Genomic DNA, 19,612 nt, shown 5'->3' on the forward strand with positions numbered 1-19,612 from the left:
TCAGTCGTGCGGCAACGCCAATCCGCTGTAATCGTGCCCGAGCAAAGCACAGAGCGCTTCGACCACCAGTTCATGGTCTTGGCGTTGCGCAAGGCCCGACACGGTAACCGAACCGATTACGCCCGCGCCATGCACGGTCAATGGAAACGCGCCGCCGTACGAGGCGTAGTCGGCGCCCGACAGGCCGTACTTGTCGGCCAGCGTGGCGCCGGACTGTGCAAGGCGCAGCCCCACCGCGTACGAACTACGCCGGAAATGCTCCACCGTATTGCTCTTGCGGCGCACCCACCGCGCATTGTCCGGTGTCGCGCCCTGCAGCGCGCAGTAAAACACCGGATGGCCAAACGTGCGCACGTCGATCGCGACGGCATGCGCCCTCGCCTTGGCAAGCTCATGCAAGTGTGCGCCGAGCTGCCATCCAAAATCCGCGTCAAAGCGTGGCGCAACGAGCGCCTCTTCCTGAAGGGCAATGTGCTGCAGGTCTCGAGTGATGTCCATGGGCAATGGTTCCGGCCGGCAACGCCGCCGGTGAATAAGAAGCCGGCAAGGCCGGCCAAGATGAAGCCAATGAAGTCGCAGACTCTCGCATCAGCCAGCATTTTACCGGCATGGCGGCGCTGCGCAGTGCATCCGCGAACCAAGCAGTTTCACGTTGCGCTAACATTCCGCGTTGCACATCGTTGCACCGCAGAACAGATCTGTGTATAATTTAATTCTTCGACGGACGCGGGGTGGAGCAGTCTGGCAGCTCGTCGGGCTCATAACCCGAAGGTCGTAGGTTCAAATCCTACCCCCGCAACCAAATTCAGAAAACCTCGGGTGTCGTACGAAACCCGAGGTTTTTGTTTTCCGGCAAGGCAATGTTGCATCTGGAGTGGTATCGGGGGCAGTCATGCTGGAGTTCACGCTGTAGCGTCGACGCCAAGACCGGATAAGATTGCCGCTACCCGAAGCGCCCTCCCTTTACCCCGACGAGCCAGCACGGCTCGATCTGAACACGGCGCAGCCTCAACATTGGTCTACGCCGGGCCCACGACGGTTACGCTGACGAGCTTGTTCAGGCCTGCGGCAGCTTCTGCTCTGCGCATCGCCCACGCAATCTCACTTCAAATACATCACGCGTGAGTACGCTAAGTGAACTAACCCCAATGCCGTCGTATTGGCTAGAATGCGCAATCCACCGTCCGTTGCGCTCTGACGAAAGACCCATTTAAGGTCCAATGATGATGTTCGAGGATTGCCTGCGCCGATCATACTGGCGTCTCATCGTGGTATGGCCATCAGCGATGAATATCGGCGGAAATCCCATAAGGGGACGCGACACCTCGTATCGATGCAATTTCAGTTGTCATCCCAGCAAAGACACACTCGCCAACGCTGAGTCCAGCAAACCATTGCGCCAATCCGATGCCGTAAAAGCAGTTCGGGCGCATGCTATCCAAGACCGTACCCGTTCCCGCGTTGACGTAAGGTGTTTCGCACCATAGTGCCTATCGACGATCAGCAGGGAACGGGGAATGGAATGCGATAGTATTGAGGTTCTCGCGATTGCATTGCGTCTCTCCTAGAATGTCGGCCACGCGCCCGATGTTAAACTGCGCACCATTGTCCCACCGACCCTCGATCGATGAAATTTTGTTCTGTCTGCGGCCACGTGGTGAGTCTGCGCGTGCCTCCCGGCGACAACCGCGAGCGCTTCGTGTGTGACAACTGCAATACAATCCACTATCTGAATCCACGTAACGTGGTCGGAACGGTCCCGGTCTGGGACAATAAGGTGCTACTGTGCCGCCGCGCGATCGAACCGCGCTATGGCTACTGGACATTGCCGGCTGGCTTCATGGAAATCGGCGAGACAACCGCGGAGGGCGCCGCACGTGAGACGCTGGAAGAAGCGGGCGCGCGCGTCGAGGTTCAGACGCTGTTCACGCTGCTCAATGTGCCGCATGTGCACCAGGTGCACCTGTTCTACCTCGCGCGGCTGCTCGACATCGACGTGCAGGCCGGCGAGGAAAGCTTGGAGGTGCGGCTATTCGATGAAGCCGATATCCCTTGGGACGAAATCGCGTTCCCGACCGTTGGGCAAACGCTGCGCTTTTTCTTCGCCGATCGCGTCGCGGGCGGCTTCGGCCTACACACCGGCGACATCTTCCGCTCACTGCATGAGAGCTAATCCCGCGCGCGGGTCACGCGCCGCGCGGCGTCGCGACGCAACACTCGTGCCGGCACGCCGATCTCACTATGGTTCCCTGGCTCAGCCCCGACGATCCGTTCCCACCACTTGAGCGCGCGCTGGACGAAGCCAGCGGCGCACCCGGCCTGCTTGCCGCGAGCGCCGAGCTGGATCCGCGACGACTGCTCGATGCGTACCAGCACGGTATCTTCCCGTGGTATTCGAAGGGCCAGCCTGTGCTGTGGTGGAGTCCCGATCCGCGCATGGTCCTGGTGCCCAGTGAATTCAAGGTGTCGATGTCGCTGCGCAAGACTCTGAAAAAAGTCCTGCGCGAGCCTTCATGGGAAATCCGTGTGGACGCTGGCTTTGTCGACGTAATGCACGCGTGCGCGAACGCGAACCGGAACGGGCAGCATGGCACGTGGATCACGCCCGCAGTGATCGCCGCCTATGAGGCGTTGCACCGCACCGGCCTGGCCCATAGCGTCGAAACCTGGGTCGAGGGCCGACGCGTCGGCGGACTGTACGGCGTGAGCTTGGGTCACATGTTCTACGGCGAATCGATGTTTGCACACCGTACGGACGCGTCGAAAATCGCCCTCGCCGCGCTCATCGCGCATTTGCGCGAGCACCGGGTCGATATGGTCGATTGCCAACAAAACACCGCTCACCTTGCCTCGCTGGGCGCGCGTGAAGTATCGCGTCGCGCGTTTATCGCCCACATGCGCGCTGCGATACGGCACTCGCCCATCCCGTGGCAATTCGACAAGCAAGTGCTGCATCGTTACTGGAACAACAGTCACGACTAGCTCGCCCGGACTGCGCGGCGGGGTCCTGCCGCTGGGGTCGAAAGCAATTTGCAAGCTGCGTGTCCGACGCAATGCAGTGCGCGAGCCCACGCTGTCCGATAAGCTTATCGAAGTGGCGGCCCTATAAGGGACACCCTGCTGCTTGGCAAGAGCTCTCGTACCGTGGAAACCTTCGACTATGCTGCTCGGGAGACCTGCGCCACAACCTGCCGTCATTTCGTGATACCGTTGATACAGCCTCGTGTGCTGGCTTGACTTGGCCGCCGCAAACATGCCATCGGCACCGAAGCGATCTGATGTCGCCACATATTGGGCAAATGATTGCTGTGTGAAGGGCTGACGTGACCTACCTGAACGAACTGCCGATATCGCCGCTGTCGGCGCTGCAATTCTATGCGACAGCGCCCTACCCCTGCAGCTACCTGGAAGGACGCATTGCGCGTTCACAGGTCGCCACGCCAAGTCATCTGATCAACTCAGATGTCTATACCGAATTGGTCAAGGCAGGCTTCCGTCGCTCCGGGGTCTTCACTTACCGACCCTATTGCGACGGCTGTCGCGCCTGCGTGTCGGTGCGCGTGCCGGTCGAGCGCTTCGATGCAAGCCGGACCCAGCGCAAGGTGTGGCGCCGCCATCACGAGTTGGTCGCGACGGTCTCGCCGCTGCAATACGACGAGGAACACTACGCATTGTACATACGCTACCAAGCCGCACGGCATGCCGGCGGCGGAATGGATCGTGACAGTCGCGATCAGTACGAGCAGTTTCTATTGCAAAGCCGCATCAACTCGCGGCTGGTCGAGTTCCGCGAGCCGTACGAGCCACGCGGCACGGCGCGCTCGCGCGCGGTGCGCGAAGGCGCGAGCCCCCGCAAGGGCAAACTGCGCATGGTCAGCATGATTGATATCCTCGGCGATGGCTTGTCTTCGGTCTATACGTTCTACGAGCCTGATGTTGAGCGCTCGAGCTTCGGTACCTACAACATCCTGTGGCAGATCGAGCAGGCACGCAGTCTGAAGTTGCCGTACGTGTACTTGGGCTACTGGATTCGCGAAAGCAGCAAGATGGCGTACAAGGCGAATTTCAAGCCGCTCGAGGGACTAGTCGAGGGTCAATGGCGCGATCTGGAGCCTGAACAGGCCGACGTGCCACCGCTCGATACCGCCATCGAACAGCTTGCGCGCCCGGTAAAATAACGGGCTTTCGACTCAGGGCCGTCGGCCCAGCCTACTTCCGTGCTCAGTTCCCTTTATCCGCTCGCACGGGCGCCCCTGTTCCGCATGGATGCGGAGGACGCCCATCACTTGACGCTGCGCCTGCTGGGCGCGGCCGCCCGCGCCGGCATCGCGCGTTGTCTCGCCCCGCACGCGTCCGATGCGCCGCGCACCGTGATGGGCTTGACCTTTCGCAACCCGGTGGGGCTTGCCGCCGGCCTGGACAAGGACGGCGCTTGCATCGACGGATTGGCGGCGCTCGGCTTTGGCTTTATCGAGGTCGGCACGGTGACACCGCGCCCGCAACCGGGCAATCCGCGCCCGCGACTATTCCGACTGCCACAGGCCGATGCGTTGATCAACCGGATGGGCTTCAACAATCATGGCGTGGATGCCTTCGTCGCCAACGTGCGAGCCGCACGCTATCGTGGCGTGTTGGGGCTGAACATTGGCAAGAATGCCGATACGCCGATCGAGCGCGCGGTCGACGACTACCTGTACTGCCTAGAGCGCGTCTATCCGTTCGCCAGCTATGTGGCGGTCAATATCTCATCGCCGAATACAAAGAACCTGCGCCAGTTGCAAGCCGCCGGCGAACTGGATGCGCTACTAGGCGCGCTCAAGGACAAGCAACAGCGACTGGCGGATCTGCACGGCAAGCAGGTGCCACTGGCGCTGAAAATTGCGCCGGACCTTGACGACGAACAGATCAAGTCGATTGCGGACACGCTGCTGCGGCACCGTATCGATGGCGTGATCGCGACCAATACCACGCTGTCGCGCACCGCGGTGCAGGACCTGCGCCATGGCGACGAGGCCGGCGGCCTGTCCGGGCGGCCGGTGTTCGATTCGTCCAACCGGGTGATCCAACAATTGCACACGCAATTGGGCGACACGGTGCCAATCATCGGCGTGGGCGGGATTTTCAGCGGCGAGGACGCGAATGCAAAGCTTGCAGCCGGTGCATCGTTGGTACAGCTTTATACCGGCCTGATCTACCGCGGCCCGACGCTGGTGGCCGAATGCGTGCGTGCCACTGCTGACCATCGCAATTCGCGCATAGTATAGGGAACACAAATGATATTTAAGCTTTGATTGCAGCTTCGCTATGTTGGCCGCCATTTGTCACTACCCGCCAAGAGGGAAAACGATGAAACTTTCGCTGCTCAAGAAATGGATCGCCGCGACACTGGTTGGCGTCGCGCTCGGCGTGGCCGCTGTGGCTGCACCAGCCGCCGACCTGCTCGATCAGGCCAAGGAGCGCGGCACGCTGCGCATCGGCCTCGAAGGGACTTATCCGCCATTTAACGCTCGCGACGCCCATGGCGAACTCGTCGGCTACGACGTGGACGTGGCCAAGGCGATCGCGCTGCGGCTCGGCGTGAAGCCCGAGTTCGTCACCACGGAATGGAGCGGCATCATCGCCGGACTGCAAGCCGGCAAATTCGACGTGGTCGTGAACCAGGTCGGTATCACGCCCGTGCGGCAGCAGACGCTCGACTTTTCGCAGCCCTATACTTACTCGGTCGCGCAACTCATCCAGCGCAAGAACGATTCACGCCAGTTCAAATCGCTCGGCGACCTGAAGGGCAAGAAGCTCGGCGTGAGCCTGGGCTCGAACTACAACAACATGGCTAAGTCGGTGCCCGGCATCGAGGTGAAGACCTACCCGGGTGCGCCCGAGTATCTGCGCGACCTGGCAGCGGGCCGCATCGACGCGGCGCTCAACGACCGGCTGATGCTCGCGTACCTAATTAAGACTACCGCGCTGCCATTGCGTCCGAGTAGCACGCTGGGCCAGCAGGAACGGGTCGGTATCCCCTTCAAGAAAGGCAACCCGAAGTTTGCCAAGGCCATTGACGACGCCATTGCGCAACTAAAGGCCGATGGCACGCTGCCGAAGATCTCCGTCAAGTGGTTCGGCATCGACGTGACCCGACCGCTGAAGTAAGCCGCCACCTCGATGTCACCGTTGATGTTGTTGCTGCAGTCCGCGCCCGCGCTCGCCGCGGGTGCGTTGCTGACGATCAAGTTCGCGCTGCTATCCATGGCGTTTGGGCTAGCCGGCGGCCTGCTCATCGCGCTGATGGGCGTCAGCGAACGGCGTTGGCCGGTGGGCGTCGCTCGCGCATACGTCAGCGTCATGCGCGGCACGCCGCTGCTGGTGCAGATCTTCGTTGTCTACTACGGCCTGCCGAGCGTGGGAATCGAGTTGGATCCAACGCCGGCCGGCGTGCTGGCGTTGTCCGCGAACGTCGCCGCGTACCTGTCCGAGAGCATGCGCGGCGCAATCTTGGGCATCGCACGCGGCCAATGGCTCGCCGCGTACAGCTTGGGCCTATCACGCCAGCAGACGCTGCGCTATGTGGTGGGGCCGCAAGCGCTGCGCATCGCGGTGCCGAGTCTGTCTAACAGCCTGATCAGTCTGATCAAGGACACCTCGCTGGTATCGGTGATCACGGTGACCGAACTGCTGCGCAGCGCGCAGGAAGTGATCGCGGCCACCTACCAGCCGCTGCCGCTTTATGTCGGCGCAGCAGGCGTGTACTGGGTGCTGTGCCACCTGCTCGAAGGACTCCAGCACCGGCTCGAACGCTACCTCACACTGCCCACGCGGCACTGAGCGGCCATGCGTTCAATGCGCACCGACGACGATTCCCGGCGGTACCAGCGCACCGCGGGGTGACTCCAGGGCAGCTGCCGCGGCAGCGCGCGTGCCTTACGCATCGTTGTGCCTAGTGCGCATCATTGTGCGCCCCCGTACATAGATAACGCCGAGTGCTGCGGATAATGATGCGCAGAGCGCACGCGGCGTCGACACCGCGTTGGCCGCGAGGCCGCAACCCCATCCGAGAGGGCCCACGCTTGAAGGTAGCGATTGTTCACGACTGGCTGGTCGTCCATGGCGGCGCCGAACGGGTGCTCGCCCAAATGATCGACTGTTTCCCGCAAGCGGACATCTTCAGCCTGGTCGACTTCCTGGAAGACCGCTCGTGCCTGCGCGGCAAGCCGGTCCACACGTCGTTTATCCAGAAGTTGCCAATGGCCCGGCGCAAGTACCGCGGCTACCTGCCGCTGTTTCCGCTGGCCATTGAGCAATTCGATCTGTCCGGCTACGACGTGATCCTGTCCAGCTCGTACGCCGTAGCCAAGGGCGTGCTGAACGGGCCAGACCAGTTACACGTGAGCTATGTGCATTCACCGGTGCGCTACGCATGGGATCTGCAACACCAGTACCTGAGCGAGGCGGGACTCACGCACGGCGTGAAGTCCGTGCTCGCGCGCGCGCTGCTGCATTACATCCGCAACTGGGACGCGCGTTCAGCCAACGGCGTGGACCTGATCGCAGCAAACTCGCGTTTTGTCGCGCGGCGCATCCGTAAGGTCTATCGTCGTGATTCGACGGTCATTTATCCGCCGGTGGATGTCGAGCACTTGCGATTGAATACTGCCAAAGAGGACTTCTATCTGACCGCGTCCAGGATGGTGCCCTACAAGCGCATTGACCTCATCGTGGACGCCTTTTCTCGGATGCCACAGCGCAAGCTAGTCGTCATTGGCGACGGCCCGGAGATGACCAAGATCCGCGCGCTGGCAGGCCCGAACGTGACGCTGCTCGGCTATCAATCCTTCGACGTGTTGCATTCGCACCTGCAACGTGCCAAGGCATTCGTGTTCGCCGCCGAGGAGGACTTCGGTATCTCACCGGTCGAAGCGCAAGCGTGCGGCACGCCCGTCATCGCCTACGGTAAGGGCGGTGCGCTCGAATCGGTGCGCGCCCATACCGACGCACAACCCACTGGCCTATTCTTCGATGCGCAAACCACGCCCGCGTTGATCGATGCCGTTGAGCGGTTCGAGGCGCTGCCCTGCGGCACGTTCACGCCGCTCGCATGCCGCGCCAACGCGCAACGCTTTTCTGCGGATCGCTTCCGTGCCGCGTTTTCCAGCCTGGTCATGGAAGGCTACCAGCGGCTGCAGGCTGAATTGGCGTCGCCAGTCAACGATCCGGCGCGCAACGACGTGCCGTCGTATGCGATCATGCCAGGCTAACCGGCTGTCGCTACCACGCTGGCGTGCGCGCCGCCCAGTCGCGTAAGCTGCTGCGCACCGTGCCCGATACGCCTCCCAGTTTGTGATCTTCAAAGGCACGTAGGACAGTTTCGCGCATTCCGAAGGATGCCTGACTAACACATCGCCATCTTGACTACGCCGCAATCCCGCTCGATATGGAGTACGTGGACACCACCACGCCGCTCGATGTCGCAAAACCGTGATGCGGCGACCATACAGCGAATGCCAACGATGATGGCCCTCGACTTCCTGTCGGATATAGGCGCAATGAACAAGAACGGGCGAACGGCCTGATTGCATCTCGCTCACGTCGCTCGAGATCACCACGCGCTGGACTTAATGTAACGATTAAATTTTTGTCGTTCATTTTGTAGATATTACAGTGCTAACCCAAAGCGCTTTTCGGCTACATCGTGCGTAACTGGCGCAAGTACCGTCTCTCAATTGGCTCGATGATCAAACGCGTTATTAACGACATCAACCAAATTGGCTTCCCCGGTCTCAAGCGCAGCATTTAGCGCTATGTCAAACCGCCAATACGCTTAGGATTTAAGCACATGGCCTTTGCAATATACTATTCTCTTACTAAACTGAATTCAGTCATGTCGTTCATGAATGACATCGGCCTCGGAGCCACCCATAATGTTGGTGGAGTTTTTAAACTATGAAAAAGGAGATTCTTATGGATCAGTCCCAAAGCATGAATTGTCAAGCATTGGATTTACCGCTGGATGACGAATCACTGATGGAACTGTGCGCTTCCGAGTCGACGCTGGGTGGCTCAGGGAACTATAGGGAGGCTGGCATTGGCCGCTTCCTATAATCATTAGTTTGGTATAAAATCTTACGCTAAGCAATACGCTGAGCACTGGCCTACATGGGCATATATGCGTGGCAGGCGTTGCGAGGGATTGCTTAGCGTATTATTAACTTAATAATATTAAATTATATACGTCACTCAGCGAGCATAAAACGAGGGTACCCGCCAGCGAGGTTTTGCGTGTGCAAGCCGGTAAGGCGCGGTTCTTCGTCGCAACGCTGTACTGATCGCACCATCAATACGCCGAACTCGTGTTCGGTCCCCTCTCCGTTCTCGCTATAGCATCGCCTCCTCAGACGGCAGCGTCGGCGTAGCTGCCGGCACATGTGCGTGCGGGTAGGACGCACGGGCAAGTTCGGCGTGCAACGATAGGCAAGCCTGCCGCTCATCGAGCACGTCGGCAAAAAGTTCCGTGAGGAACGCCTCGCATAATGCCGCTACCCGCTCGCGTGCTGCCGGATTCAGCACCTCATGGTCCATGTTGGGTATCACGCGAGCATGCGCACCGCCGATCCGTGCGAGCCGTTGGCCGCCATGACCGAAATGAACCTCGAGTTCGTCCAGACCATGGTCCAGCGGACTAAATAGCAACTGCACGCGAACCCCGCGCGCGGCCAGCTCTTTCATCTGGCGACGCACCCGCTGGCTGCTGCCCGGCGTATCCCGCATGTCTTGCGTCCAGGCGGCCGCAAGGCCCCGCGTGCGCGCCACTGCATAGCGGCACAGCGTGCCGATGACCGGCCACAGGCTGACCTCGCCGCGCAACACTTGGGCCCACTTCTGCGCGCGCCACATCGAGCGGAAATGCGCGCGGGTCGATCCGGCACCCACCCGACCAGCGTCATGCATCGTGAACCCATCGGGAAACGAAAAGCCGAACAGGTTCACCAGTATCAAGCCCCGAATCGCCGCATTGTCGAGCGCGGCACGCAAGCCCAGGTACGCACCAGAGCAGATACCGAACACCGCAATGCCCGGATGGCCACGCGAGCACGCCCAATCGACGGCATCGGACGTGTCGGCGGCCAGCGCGTCGAAGCTCAACGAGCCCGGATCGGTCTGCGTGGCCGCCGCTGCGCTGTCGCCCAGCCCGCTCGCATCAAGCCGCAGCGAAGCAAACCCCGCACGCGCGAGCTGGCGCGCCAACTCCACGTTGAAGCGTCCGTCCCCGACATGGTGCGTGGCGGCCGTGTTGGGGATCACAACCAGCGGCGCACGGCCCAATCTGTCCGCCGGTTCGCAGAGGATGCCGAACAACCGACCCTGATCCAATTTGACCGGCTGCTCTACCATCCAGTCAGTCTGAAGCGGCGCACCGGCACACACCAGCATCGGCGATGCGGGACACAATGCGCCCGCCGGGACGGTCTGAGGCGTCACCTCTTCGTTCACCAGCCACTGCGTGACGACGTCGAGTGTGGCCTGCGGCACTTCGGCGAGCCAGGATGGCTGCATCGCGCCCGGGTATTCGGCGAACAAACCAGCGTCCACACGTGCGCCTTGTGACCGGTACACATCGGCGAGCGCATGGCTCGGATCGTGCGGGTCGACATGCATGATCAGCACCGACGCCGCGGGCGGTGCCTGGACACGGCGTAAGTCGTGCTTCGCTACCTGCTCCATCGCGGCCAGGTCGAACCGATGCCCGAGCACATCGAATGCGCCAGCCGGTGGCGCGTCTGTCTGCACGTGCGAGCCCGTCTTCTCTCGCCACGTCTGCTGCAGCACCTTGAGTTCGCGAACGAACTGCCGGCCCGAGACGACGGGCGCCATCAATACGACGCGCTGCGCGCCAACCTGGGGCGCGGCCTGCGCGGCCACCATTGCGCCGTAGCGCGCCCCGACCAGCGCAATGCGTTGCACCCCCATCATGCGCCGCAGATGTTCGACGGCGCTCACCGCTTCGCCCGTCCATTGGGTCGGCTCGACCAGCGCGTCACGATCCAGCGAATCGCCGGTACCTGCATAGTCAAAGCGCAACACCGGAATGCGCCGCGACGCCAACCGCTCGGCTAGTTGCCGCATCGTCTGGTGCAACCATAATGCTTCATGCCCGAGCGAGTTGCACAGCACCACGCCCCAACCCGCGTCGCCCGGATCACCAGCCTGCGCGCTATGAAGCCAGCCGAAATGCCCATCAAACGAGACAGGCCGCATCGTCGTGTCCATTCTCTAACCCTCGTTGTTCTTTCACCCGGCGCCTGCGTGTTGTGGCGCACGGGCCACCCGGCCGTGCCCCTCCATGACGACGCGTCCACGGCACGGATGTGCCGGTTAGTAGGCGGCATCCGTAGAAGTGGGGTCGGTGCGCTGACGCACCCAATCGGGCCATGCTCGTCGCCGTGCGCGTGCCGCCTTCGCGTTGCTCCCCGCGCCCAAGGCGGGTATCGGGTTTAATCACGACCCTCAAGTTTCGCGCAGTGCTGCCGATATGCAGCAACGATGGCCAACAGTGCAACGGCACACACCTTGCCGAATCTCGCGCTGTCGGGCTGGGGGGCACGCCGAACGAGGCGGCGCGCTTGAAGGGAAAGGACCATGAATAACATGCTGCATATCGTCATCATCGTGCTCGCGATCCAAGCCGTCGCACTTTTTGTTGCCATGGCGTTCGGGCACGCGGCCAAGAGCGGGGATCGTTTCGAAGAACTAGACGAATTCGACGACGCGCGCACCATCGAGGGGACGTTGCTCGCACGCTTTGTCGCGCGACTATTGGCCGCATGGCAACTTCCATAGGGTCTGCCGCACTCGCTGCGGCCAGGCGGCGATATCGAAACCATGCAATTTGAATAGCGAGAGCGCAATCCGTTCAAGCCCAAAGCCGCAACACCCAGTATGCGCGATTTCGCCGGTTTCGGTACGGATGTTCCACGTCTTGCCGAAGTTGTCCATATGGTAGTTGAAGCTGCCACACGCGGTCGGCTTGTTCGGATTGAGCACGGTCACCGCCGCTTCGAACTTGAGCTGCAGCGCACGTTGGCTGTTTGCCACGACGCGCCCGCCACGGCCGAAAAACGGATCGTTGGCCAGCTCCAGCGACATCGGCAGTTCCAGCGCGTCGAACATCCAGCGCGCATGGTCCATCCAGTCCTGTCGGAAAGCGAGCACTTGCTCGGGCGTGCCCATCCTGACAAACTCACGTTGCCGAAACAGCTGCATCCGCTCCGGCTTCAGTGACGGCTCCTGACGGAAAACATACGAAAAAATATCAATCAGGTGGCCTTGTGCCGGCACCGGACCGCGCTTGGCCATCACCGAGTAGACGGGATAGCAGGCCACTGGCGTCATCATGATGCGTGTAGGCTTCTGCTCGGCGGTCCAGTCCTCACCTTTATCCAGGCACGCGAGCAAGCGAGGATGGCTAAAATCATTGCCGCAAAAGCTAAAGACCGTGCCAGCCAACTGCGGAAAGTTCCTTAGATAACCGCTCTGCTCAAGCAACGTGCGGCTCATCGCCGGCGGAAACCGCATCACGTCAGCGCCGCGCTCCATCCCCCATGCACCGATCAAGTCGCTGATGCGCTCAACGACGTCCTCGAATACGGCGCCACGACCGTACAGCCCGTCGACATCGCTTGGAATTAGCAAGCCGCGCTCGAATAATTGTTCGAGAAAACTGGCGGCGCCCGCTGCGTCGTTCAGCTCGCGAGCGGCCGCCGCGCGATCGCGCTCGTTCGGCACGGTTCCAGGACCGGATCGCTTCGACTCCAGATTGGCACTACCCATGTTCGGCTCCTTTGGTGAGGATTCGTGTCGCATGATCGATGCTGTGTTTTGCGGATCCCGGGCGGATGGAAACAGCGCGGCAGACGCTATCCGGAAACACCGCCGTGCAGCACCGCAAGCGCACGTTGTACGCGAAAACCCGCACGGGCATCGGTTCGCTGCCGAACAGTGGGTCAGCGCACGTTGACCGTGCAATGCACAACGCCGGCGTCGCGACCTCACGACCCCGCGGGAATCCATGCCAAATAGTGCGCTTGCGAACAGAGCCCGCACGCACTCGCCAGTACCTTCGTTCCATAGGGTGCGGACGCTTTTGGCATTGCAACATTGCGGTGCCGGCTGCACACGGTGCTATCCGGCCACGCTTGACGTTTTCCGCGCTGGCTGAACGAGGAACCCATCATGGACTGGAAATGCTGCGAATTCAGGCAACTGAGTTCGGACGAGCTATATCTGATCCTGCGCGCGCGCAATGCCGTACTAGTTGTCGAGGACGCTCACGTGCACTTGGACATCGACGGCAAAGACGAGCACGCGTTGCACGTTTTCGCGATCGATACGCGCGCGCAGCAGCGATCGGTGGGAGGCTACGCGCGCCTGCTGCCGGGCGATGACATCGACCCGGAAACGATGATCGACAAATTCCTGACGAGCGCCGCGCGGCGCGACGACGACACCGCCGAGCGACTGCTCAGGCGGGCGCTGGGCCATGCGCGCGAGCGTTGGCCAGGTGCGCCGGTGCGGATCCACTCGCCGATCTACCGCGAAGCGTTTTATAGCCGGTTTGGTTTTCGCAAGGTCGATGGACCGTTCCTCGAACACGGCATGCCGTACATCGGCATGATCCACTCGATGCGCGACGCGACCTTGCCCAGCCGCGGCCTACTACGCGGCGTGCGCGGCCTCGTCGAGCCGGTGGCCGGCGCACTAGGCAGCATCGCCCAGCCGGCCCGCGCGGCGCGCGCCGATGCACGCACCGAACCGGACGCTTACCCATTCTCACCTCGCCTTCCCGCAGATTCCGGAGTAAATCGATGACCGGCACTGAGTCTACATTCACGTCTTCCGTCCCGGCCGACGCGCCGCCGCACCTGCTGCCGGTGATCCTGGCCGGCGGTTCCGGCACGCGGCTGTGGCCGCTGTCGCGCGAGCACCACCCAAAGCAATTGATTGGCCTGATCGCCGATGAATCGCTGCTGACGGCAACTGCCCGTCGCTTGGACGGCATCAGCAGCGCGACGCTAGATGACGAACTGCTGCTCGTGTGCGGCGAGCGCCACCGTTTCATGAGTGCCGCACAGGTGCGCGCCAGTGGCAAGTCCGCCCGCATCCTGTTGGAGCCGGTAGCACGCAACACCGCGCCAGCGCTCACGCTTGCTGCGCTGGACGCGCAGGCGCGTCACGGCGACCCGGTGCTGGTGGTGATGCCCGCCGACCATGCGGTCACTGATCCGAAGGCGTTTCAGGACGCCATCGCGCTGGCCGCCTGCTACGCGCAAGCCGGCGCCATCGCCACGCTTGGCGTGCTGCCCCGGCACGCGGAGACCGGCTATGGATACATCCGAATCGGCGCACCGGTGCAGCATACCAATGGCACGCTGGGCGGCCACGCAATCGAGCGCTTCGTTGAGAAGCCGCACCAGGAACTGGCCCGCCAATACCTGCAGTCCGGCGAATATTGGTGGAACAGCGGCATCTTCGTGGTACGCGCGTCAACCTGGCTCGCGGCAATCGCCGCGCTGAACCCGCCTATACATGCCGCCTGTGAAGCAGCTTGGCGAAGCGGCGCAGAGCAAGCCGGTGGCTTTTTCAAGGCAGACGCGGTCGCCTTCGACGCATGCCCGTCCGATTCGATCGACTACGCCGTGATGGAACGGCTCGCCGATCCAGCGGGTCTGGGTATCCAAGGCGTCGTTGTGCCCCTGGCGGCCGGCTGGTCCGACGTCGGCTCCTGGGACGCCATCTGGGAAATCCTGCCAAAGGACGCAGCCGGCAACGTATCGCGCGGCCGCGTGATCTTCGAAGGCACGGAGGACAGCTTCGCGCATTCCGAAGGACGCCTGATCGCCTGCGTTGGCTTGAAGGACATCGTGGTGATCGAGACCGCCGATGCAGTGCTGGTCGCTAACAAGCATGATGTACAGCAAGTCAAGGCCGTGGTGGCACGGCTCAAGTCCGAGCAATACGTCGAAGCCGAAGATCATCGCAAGGTCCATCGCCCCTGGGGCTATTACGACTCCATCGACCACGGCGAGCGTTTCCAGGTCAAGCGCATCGTTGTCGAGCCGGGCAAGCAATTGTCGCTGCAGATGCACTACCATCGCGCGGAGCACTGGACCGTGGTGCGCGGCACCGCGCGCGTGACGTGCGGCGACAACACGTTCCTGCTGAGCGAGAACGAATCGACGTATATTCCGCTGGGCACGGTGCACCGGCTTGAGAATCCGGGCAAGACGCCGCTGGAGATCATTGAAGTGCAATCCGGACACTACCTGGGCGAGGACGATATCGTGCGGCTGGACGACCAGTACGGCCGAGCCTCTCAGCCGGCGGCGGGCGCACCGGGTGCATCCGGCGTGTCCGGCACGTCCGGCGCCACACCCGTCGCAACCGCTCATGCGGCGGGAGTCGCCGATGCTGTGCAAGCCGCTTCAGACACGGCTATCTCCCGCGCTGAGGGAACGCCGAGCGCCACGGCCGCGCCGCGCGGCGGCGTGAGCGCATGGCGGGCCGGCCGTTGACCGTGCGCGCCACGAGACCCACCGTCGCCGAGCGCGAGGTGAGGGTGCTGGTCATCAACGATTTCGTGCGCAAAGGCGGGGCGGAGGAAGTATACCGGACCTCGGTGGACGTACTGCGGGAGTTGCCCGGCGTGGACGCCGAGGGCTTCGACGAACGATCAGTGCCCCCCGCGCATGGCATGGCGCGGCGCGCGTGGAATCCTGCCGCGGCGCGCGCGCTGGCCGCCACGATCGAACGCGTGCAGCCCCAACGCGTGTTGGTGCACAACTATCACAGTCTGCTGTCGCCATCGATTCTGCCAGTCATACAACGATACAAGCGCAAGCTCGGTTACCGGACCTTTCTGACCTGCCATGACTACCACCTGGTGTTCTACAACCCGAATCTGTTGATCTATCCGCAACCGGGCATGTCCAAACCTCTGCCGCTGGAGGCGCTGAGCGACAGCCGGCGGCTGCTCACATGCGCCAGTGCGCGCAGCATGCTGCACGATGCGGTGAAAAAGCTGCATTGGCACGTGGTTGATACGTTGTTGAATCCGTCTGCTGTCTTTGACCAGTTCCTGTGCCCAAGCCCTTACATGCGCGATGCGCTGGCACGGCGCGGCATTACGCGCTCAGCAATCCTGCCCAATCCGGTCAATACCCGCATCAACCAGGCCCCGCCCCGCACCGTCGGCAAAGACCGCTTCGACCTGGCGTTCGTTGGACGCATCGAACCCGAAAAAGGACTGGATCCGTTTCTCGAACTGGCCAGCCACACGCAATGGCATCGGCTCAGCAGCGTGACCGTCTACGGCGACGGCTCGCAACGCGATGCCCTGCACGCGAAGTACAAGGCGCTGGTCGATAACGGCCGATTGCGCTTTGCAGGTCGGCTCGACCACGCGCAGTTGTTTGAGGCGTTGCGCGCGCACGATGCGGTCCTGCTGCCGTCGATCTGGGCTGAAAACGCACCGTTGGTGATCGTCGAGGCGGCGATGATGGGTCTGCCAGTGCTCGTGCACGATCTGGGCAGCCTGGCCAGTTTTGGCGATGAAATCGGCAACAAGATCAAGTACCAGCGCACACCTGCCAGCCTGGTCGCCGCGCTCGATGCACTGGGCATGCATTTGCGCGACACGCGGCGCCGCTACGATTGGTCCCAGTATACGCGCGAGCACTATGCGACACGGTTGAGCGCCCTACTCGATTTACATGCCGGAACAGAACCCGATACCGTACGCAAATGGGCATGATCGATCAGCGTGACACCCGCGTGAAATTGCCGTGCACGGCCTGCGCCGGTTCATTTTCTCCAGTCCGGAGCGGGACATGTCGTCCGTAAAGAAAAACTTTCTGTTGTTGATGACGCTGCAGGTCTCGACCTACGTCGTACCGCTGCTTACGCTGCCGTTGCTCACCCGCGTTCTTGGCCCTGAGGGCTACGGCCAGCTTGCGTTCGCGCTGGCTGTCATCACCTATTTCATCAATTTCACCAATTACAGCTTCGATCTAACCGCCACGCCGCGCATCGCGCTCGCACGCGGAAATCGCGCCGAGCGCTCGCGCGTGTTCTGGGCCACTTTTCTCGCGCAGGTGGCGATCACCGTGGCCGGATTCGTCATCCTGCTCGCGTTGACCTTCATCGTCGATCGCTTCGCCTTCGACCGCACGCTGCTGATCATCGGCTTCGGCATGACCATCGGGGCCGCGCTCACACCGAGTTGGTACTTTCAGGGCGTGGAGAACCTGCGCACGATGAGCCTGCTGCTATTCGCCAGCCGCGCGCTCAGCGTCCCCGCGATGTTCCTGCTCGTGCGCGAGCGTTCCGACGTCACACTCGCGATGGTCGTCAACGCCGCCGTGCCGCTTGGCTCGGGCATCGCGATCTTCGTCTACATGTTCATCCGACGTGAGGTTGAATTTGTTCGAGTAAGCATCGCGGATATCGTCGATGCACTAGCCGGCGGCTGGCAAGTATTCCTCGCGTCGACGTCGGTCGCGTTCTATGCATCGACCAATACCGTGCTGCTTGGCTTTGTCTCAGGCAACGTCGCCGCCGGCTATTTCGCCGCGGGCGACAAGCTGATCCGCGCCGCGATCAGCATGTTGCAGCCGATGAAAGCCGCTGCGTACCCGCACATCAGCTACCTGATGCACCATGCGCGTGAAGATGCGATGACCTTCCTGCGCAAGTTGTTCGTAGTTCAGGGCGCGATGGTGTTGGCGATCTCGCTATGCATCTTTTTCTGCGCGCCGCTTGCGGTGCGCATTCTGTACGGCGCGAACTACGAGCCGACGATCGGCGTGCTGCGCTGGATGGCGTTCATTCCATTTATGGCGGGGATGACGGATCTGTTCGGCGTACAAACGATGCTGCCGCTGGGTATGAAGACCGCGTTCAGCCGCGTGCTGATCTCCTCCGGCTTCCTCAACGTTGCTCTGCTGCCGTTGCTCGCGAAGTGGTTCGCCGAACAAGGCGCGGCCGCCGCGGTGTTGGTCGCGGAGAGTGCAGTGGCGGCCGCGCTGGCTTACATTCTTTATGTGCAAGGCGTGTCGCTGATTGGGCGGGCGGCGCCGCGGCAATAGCGATTGCGAAAAAAATGCGCTATCGTTTCCAACCGTTTGGGTCAATTTTTTTGGCGTACTGCTTGAATTTTAATGGATGTGCGGTGACACACCGAAGCGCCTCGTGTTCGACTGTAATGTAAAGAACTTTGCATACACGTACCCACCCGCATGATTGGATGCCGCAGCCACGGGGTAGGGTCACGAAGACAATGCTGCAATCGATGCGGATCGTCCATATCCTATGGACTTCCTCGATAACCAGATCCAGGGCCACTGAATGGCAAACCCTCCAGCAAATGGCCGTTTAGACCACATCGACGCGATGCGCGCTATCGCGGTATTGTTCGTTATCTGGACGCACTATGCCGAACTGCTCGCCCCTCTGGCCGGATCTCAACATGGATTGGATGCACTGCAGCGTTCAGTTAACTTCGGGCGCGTCGGTGTCGTGATTTTTTTTGGAATCAGCGGAATGCTGATTCCAAACAGCCTGCGGGGCAGCATCGCCGATGGTACGCGTAAATTTCTGATACGCCGTTTCATGCGGCTGTATCCCGCATTCTGGTTTTCGATACCGCTTGGATATTTTGCGTACTGGACGCTGTTCCAACAAAAGATGAGTAGCATCGGCATTCTTGTCAACCTGACGATGATTCCGACGGCATTCGGCTTCGACACAATCATGGGCCACTACTGGACATTGGAAACCGAATTGTATTTCTATATTCTATGTCTAGTTTTGTTCTGGGGTGGCTTGCTGCATCAAATGCGCGCACTCGTTACCGCCAGCGCGGGACTATGCATACTGTTCGTCTTGACCACTGCATTGCATGTCATTCCTAGTCATGCATTGGGACAGTACAAAGGAATGCTGTATCATTTGTCCATCATGTTCTGGGGTGCAGTATTCCGCAAAGCGTACGACGAACCCAACGCAATCTTGTTTATCTGGCCGCGCAGGGGCTCTACCCCTACCTTGTCGATGACCTACCGTGGCGTATTGATCGCGTTGACCGCACTGATCGCTTTAACTGCGGTGGCAATAACTCTCTACAATCTTCGACGCCATGATTATGCGCACGTTTCGTCGTCGATCGGCTACCTCGTCGGCATCACGTTGTTTGTCAGCTTCGCAACCACATTCAAGGTTCATCGCCGGTCATTTGCTTGGTTAGGCAGACTCAGCTACTCCGTGTACCTACTGCATGGCATACCGCTATATCTCGTGTTCTGGCTGTGTAGGCACTATCAATGGACTGGTGCGCCGCTTGGTGTCTATATGCTTGCCCCGTTGGTGCCGGCAATCGCACTGTCCTGGCTGAGCTTCAAGTTTTGCGAAGCGCCTAGCATCCGCGCGGGACATGCGCTGACCTGCGCGCGCCAGACCCACTTGACGGAGCGGGCCCGGCCCGCTGTAGCATGTTCGCAGCGCTCCTGAAACGCAGGCGCCAATTCCGCGCTAACCCCATGCGTCGGCAACGCTCATTGCACGAGCGTCG

17 protein-coding genes and 1 tRNA gene are annotated in these 19,612 nt (G+C 61.3%); 15 read left to right on the forward strand and 3 right to left on the reverse strand.

Going from position 1 to position 19,612, the window contains the following annotated elements; translation table 11 throughout:
• Nucleotides 1–498, reverse strand: coding sequence for a heme-degrading domain-containing protein (locus B0B13_RS07575; RefSeq protein ID WP_076795446.1), 498 nt, complete (start codon nucleotides 496–498; stop codon nucleotides 1–3).
• A gap of 227 nt (nucleotides 499–725) precedes the next feature.
• Here B0B13_RS07575 and B0B13_RS07580 point away from each other — a divergent pair.
• The 9 genes from B0B13_RS07580 to B0B13_RS18385 all read left to right on the forward strand — a co-directional run bounded on the left by B0B13_RS07580 (nucleotide 726) and on the right by B0B13_RS18385 (nucleotide 9,093).
• Nucleotides 726–802, forward strand: a tRNA-Met gene (locus B0B13_RS07580).
• Nucleotides 803–1,627: 825 nt separating this feature from the next.
• Nucleotides 1,628–2,173, forward strand: coding sequence for an NUDIX hydrolase (locus tag B0B13_RS07585; RefSeq protein WP_076786888.1), 546 nt, complete (start codon nucleotides 1,628–1,630; stop codon nucleotides 2,171–2,173).
• A gap of 68 nt (nucleotides 2,174–2,241) precedes the next feature.
• The gene (gene aat / locus B0B13_RS07590) at nucleotides 2,242–2,982 is read left to right on the forward strand and encodes a leucyl/phenylalanyl-tRNA--protein transferase (protein WP_076795449.1); all 741 of its coding nucleotides are present in this window, start codon (nucleotides 2,242–2,244) and stop codon (nucleotides 2,980–2,982) included.
• 341 nt (nucleotides 2,983–3,323) lie between these two features.
• The gene (locus B0B13_RS07595) at nucleotides 3,324–4,178 is read left to right on the forward strand and encodes an arginyltransferase (protein ID WP_076786884.1); all 855 of its coding nucleotides are present in this window, start codon (nucleotides 3,324–3,326) and stop codon (nucleotides 4,176–4,178) included.
• A gap of 39 nt (nucleotides 4,179–4,217) precedes the next feature.
• Nucleotides 4,218–5,264 carry a quinone-dependent dihydroorotate dehydrogenase gene (locus B0B13_RS07600; protein WP_076786882.1) on the forward strand — a complete coding sequence of 349 codons (1,047 nt, stop codon included), beginning with the start codon at nucleotides 4,218–4,220 and terminating at the stop codon, nucleotides 5,262–5,264.
• A gap of 82 nt (nucleotides 5,265–5,346) precedes the next feature.
• Nucleotides 5,347–6,147, forward strand: coding sequence for a cystine ABC transporter substrate-binding protein (locus tag B0B13_RS07605; RefSeq protein WP_076795452.1), 801 nt, complete (start codon nucleotides 5,347–5,349; stop codon nucleotides 6,145–6,147).
• A 12-nt stretch (nucleotides 6,148–6,159) separates the two neighbouring features.
• Nucleotides 6,160–6,819 (forward strand): amino acid ABC transporter permease, encoded by a 660-nt coding sequence (locus B0B13_RS07610; RefSeq protein ID WP_076795455.1) that lies wholly within the window; start codon nucleotides 6,160–6,162, stop codon nucleotides 6,817–6,819.
• A 242-nt stretch (nucleotides 6,820–7,061) separates the two neighbouring features.
• The gene (locus tag B0B13_RS07615; protein WP_076797212.1) at nucleotides 7,062–8,249 is read left to right on the forward strand and encodes a glycosyltransferase family 4 protein; all 1,188 of its coding nucleotides are present in this window, start codon (nucleotides 7,062–7,064) and stop codon (nucleotides 8,247–8,249) included.
• Nucleotides 8,250–8,952: 703 nt separating this feature from the next.
• The gene (locus B0B13_RS18385) at nucleotides 8,953–9,093 is read left to right on the forward strand and encodes a burhizin family lasso peptide (RefSeq protein WP_170872410.1); all 141 of its coding nucleotides are present in this window, start codon (nucleotides 8,953–8,955) and stop codon (nucleotides 9,091–9,093) included.
• Between the two features lie 273 nt (nucleotides 9,094–9,366).
• Here the strand turns inward: B0B13_RS18385 and B0B13_RS07620 are convergent, their stop codons facing one another.
• Nucleotides 9,367–11,247, reverse strand: coding sequence for an alpha/beta hydrolase (locus B0B13_RS07620; RefSeq protein WP_212667358.1), 1,881 nt, complete (start codon nucleotides 11,245–11,247; stop codon nucleotides 9,367–9,369).
• 381 nt (nucleotides 11,248–11,628) lie between these two features.
• Here B0B13_RS07620 and B0B13_RS07625 point away from each other — a divergent pair, with 381 nt between their 5' ends.
• Nucleotides 11,629–11,829, forward strand: coding sequence for a hypothetical protein (locus B0B13_RS07625; protein WP_076795461.1), 201 nt, complete (start codon nucleotides 11,629–11,631; stop codon nucleotides 11,827–11,829).
• Here B0B13_RS07625 and B0B13_RS07630 read toward each other — a convergent pair.
• Entirely contained in the window at nucleotides 11,803–12,819 is a 1,017-nt protein-coding gene (locus B0B13_RS07630; protein WP_083703782.1) for an amino acid--[acyl-carrier-protein] ligase, read from the reverse strand. The two genes, B0B13_RS07625 and B0B13_RS07630, sit on opposite strands and share 27 nt — an antisense overlap.
• Before the next feature lie 402 nt (nucleotides 12,820–13,221).
• Here B0B13_RS07630 and B0B13_RS07635 point away from each other — a divergent pair, with 402 nt between their 5' ends.
• The 5 genes from B0B13_RS07635 (at nucleotide 13,222) to B0B13_RS07655 (ending at nucleotide 19,551) form a co-directional block, all read left to right on the forward strand.
• Complete coding sequence (locus tag B0B13_RS07635; protein WP_076786866.1) at nucleotides 13,222–13,857, forward strand: GNAT family N-acetyltransferase; 636 nt, start codon at nucleotides 13,222–13,224, stop codon at nucleotides 13,855–13,857.
• Nucleotides 13,854–15,560, forward strand: coding sequence for a mannose-1-phosphate guanylyltransferase/mannose-6-phosphate isomerase (locus tag B0B13_RS07640; protein ID WP_076795463.1), 1,707 nt, complete (start codon nucleotides 13,854–13,856; stop codon nucleotides 15,558–15,560). The genes B0B13_RS07635 and B0B13_RS07640 overlap by 4 nt, the downstream gene beginning before the upstream one ends.
• A gap of 38 nt (nucleotides 15,561–15,598) precedes the next feature.
• Nucleotides 15,599–16,798: a glycosyltransferase family 4 protein gene (locus tag B0B13_RS07645; RefSeq protein ID WP_076797214.1), complete on the forward strand. Its 1,200-nt coding sequence runs from the start codon at nucleotides 15,599–15,601 to the stop codon at nucleotides 16,796–16,798.
• 76 nt (nucleotides 16,799–16,874) lie between these two features.
• Nucleotides 16,875–18,131 (forward strand): oligosaccharide flippase family protein, encoded by a 1,257-nt coding sequence (locus B0B13_RS07650; protein WP_076786861.1) that lies wholly within the window; start codon nucleotides 16,875–16,877, stop codon nucleotides 18,129–18,131.
• Between the two features lie 259 nt (nucleotides 18,132–18,390).
• The gene (locus tag B0B13_RS07655; RefSeq protein WP_076795466.1) at nucleotides 18,391–19,551 is read left to right on the forward strand and encodes an acyltransferase family protein; all 1,161 of its coding nucleotides are present in this window, start codon (nucleotides 18,391–18,393) and stop codon (nucleotides 19,549–19,551) included.
• Nucleotides 19,552–19,612: the final 61 nt, after the last annotated feature.

This window comes from Burkholderia sp. b14 (assembly GCF_900156195.1).
Lineage (GTDB): Bacteria > Pseudomonadota > Gammaproteobacteria > Burkholderiales > Burkholderiaceae > Mycetohabitans.

Excerpts from the sequence above, each read along its gene's own strand:
- B0B13_RS07650 (WP_076786861.1), top strand. The coding sequence starts at position 16,875 with ATGTCGTCCGTAAAGAAAAACTTTCTGTTGTTGATGACGCTGCAGGTC.
- B0B13_RS07640 (WP_076795463.1), top strand. The coding sequence starts at position 13,854 with ATGACCGGCACTGAGTCTACATTCACGTCTTCCGTCCCGGCCGACGCG.
- B0B13_RS07655 (WP_076795466.1), top strand. The coding sequence starts at position 18,391 with ATGGCAAACCCTCCAGCAAATGGCCGTTTAGACCACATCGACGCGATG.
- B0B13_RS07575 (WP_076795446.1), bottom strand. The coding sequence starts at position 498 with ATGGACATCACTCGAGACCTGCAGCACATTGCCCTTCAGGAAGAGGCG.
- B0B13_RS07620 (WP_212667358.1), bottom strand. The coding sequence starts at position 11,247 with ATGCGGCCTGTCTCGTTTGATGGGCATTTCGGCTGGCTTCATAGCGCG.
- B0B13_RS07585 (WP_076786888.1), top strand. The coding sequence starts at position 1,628 with ATGAAATTTTGTTCTGTCTGCGGCCACGTGGTGAGTCTGCGCGTGCCT.
- B0B13_RS07635 (WP_076786866.1), top strand. The coding sequence starts at position 13,222 with ATGGACTGGAAATGCTGCGAATTCAGGCAACTGAGTTCGGACGAGCTA.
- B0B13_RS07625 (WP_076795461.1), top strand. The coding sequence starts at position 11,629 with ATGAATAACATGCTGCATATCGTCATCATCGTGCTCGCGATCCAAGCC.
- B0B13_RS07630 (WP_083703782.1), bottom strand. The coding sequence starts at position 12,819 with ATGGGTAGTGCCAATCTGGAGTCGAAGCGATCCGGTCCTGGAACCGTG.
- B0B13_RS07605 (WP_076795452.1), top strand. The coding sequence starts at position 5,347 with ATGAAACTTTCGCTGCTCAAGAAATGGATCGCCGCGACACTGGTTGGC.
- B0B13_RS07610 (WP_076795455.1), top strand. The coding sequence starts at position 6,160 with ATGTCACCGTTGATGTTGTTGCTGCAGTCCGCGCCCGCGCTCGCCGCG.
- B0B13_RS18385 (WP_170872410.1), top strand. The coding sequence starts at position 8,953 with ATGGATCAGTCCCAAAGCATGAATTGTCAAGCATTGGATTTACCGCTG.
- aat (WP_076795449.1), top strand. The coding sequence starts at position 2,242 with ATGGTTCCCTGGCTCAGCCCCGACGATCCGTTCCCACCACTTGAGCGC.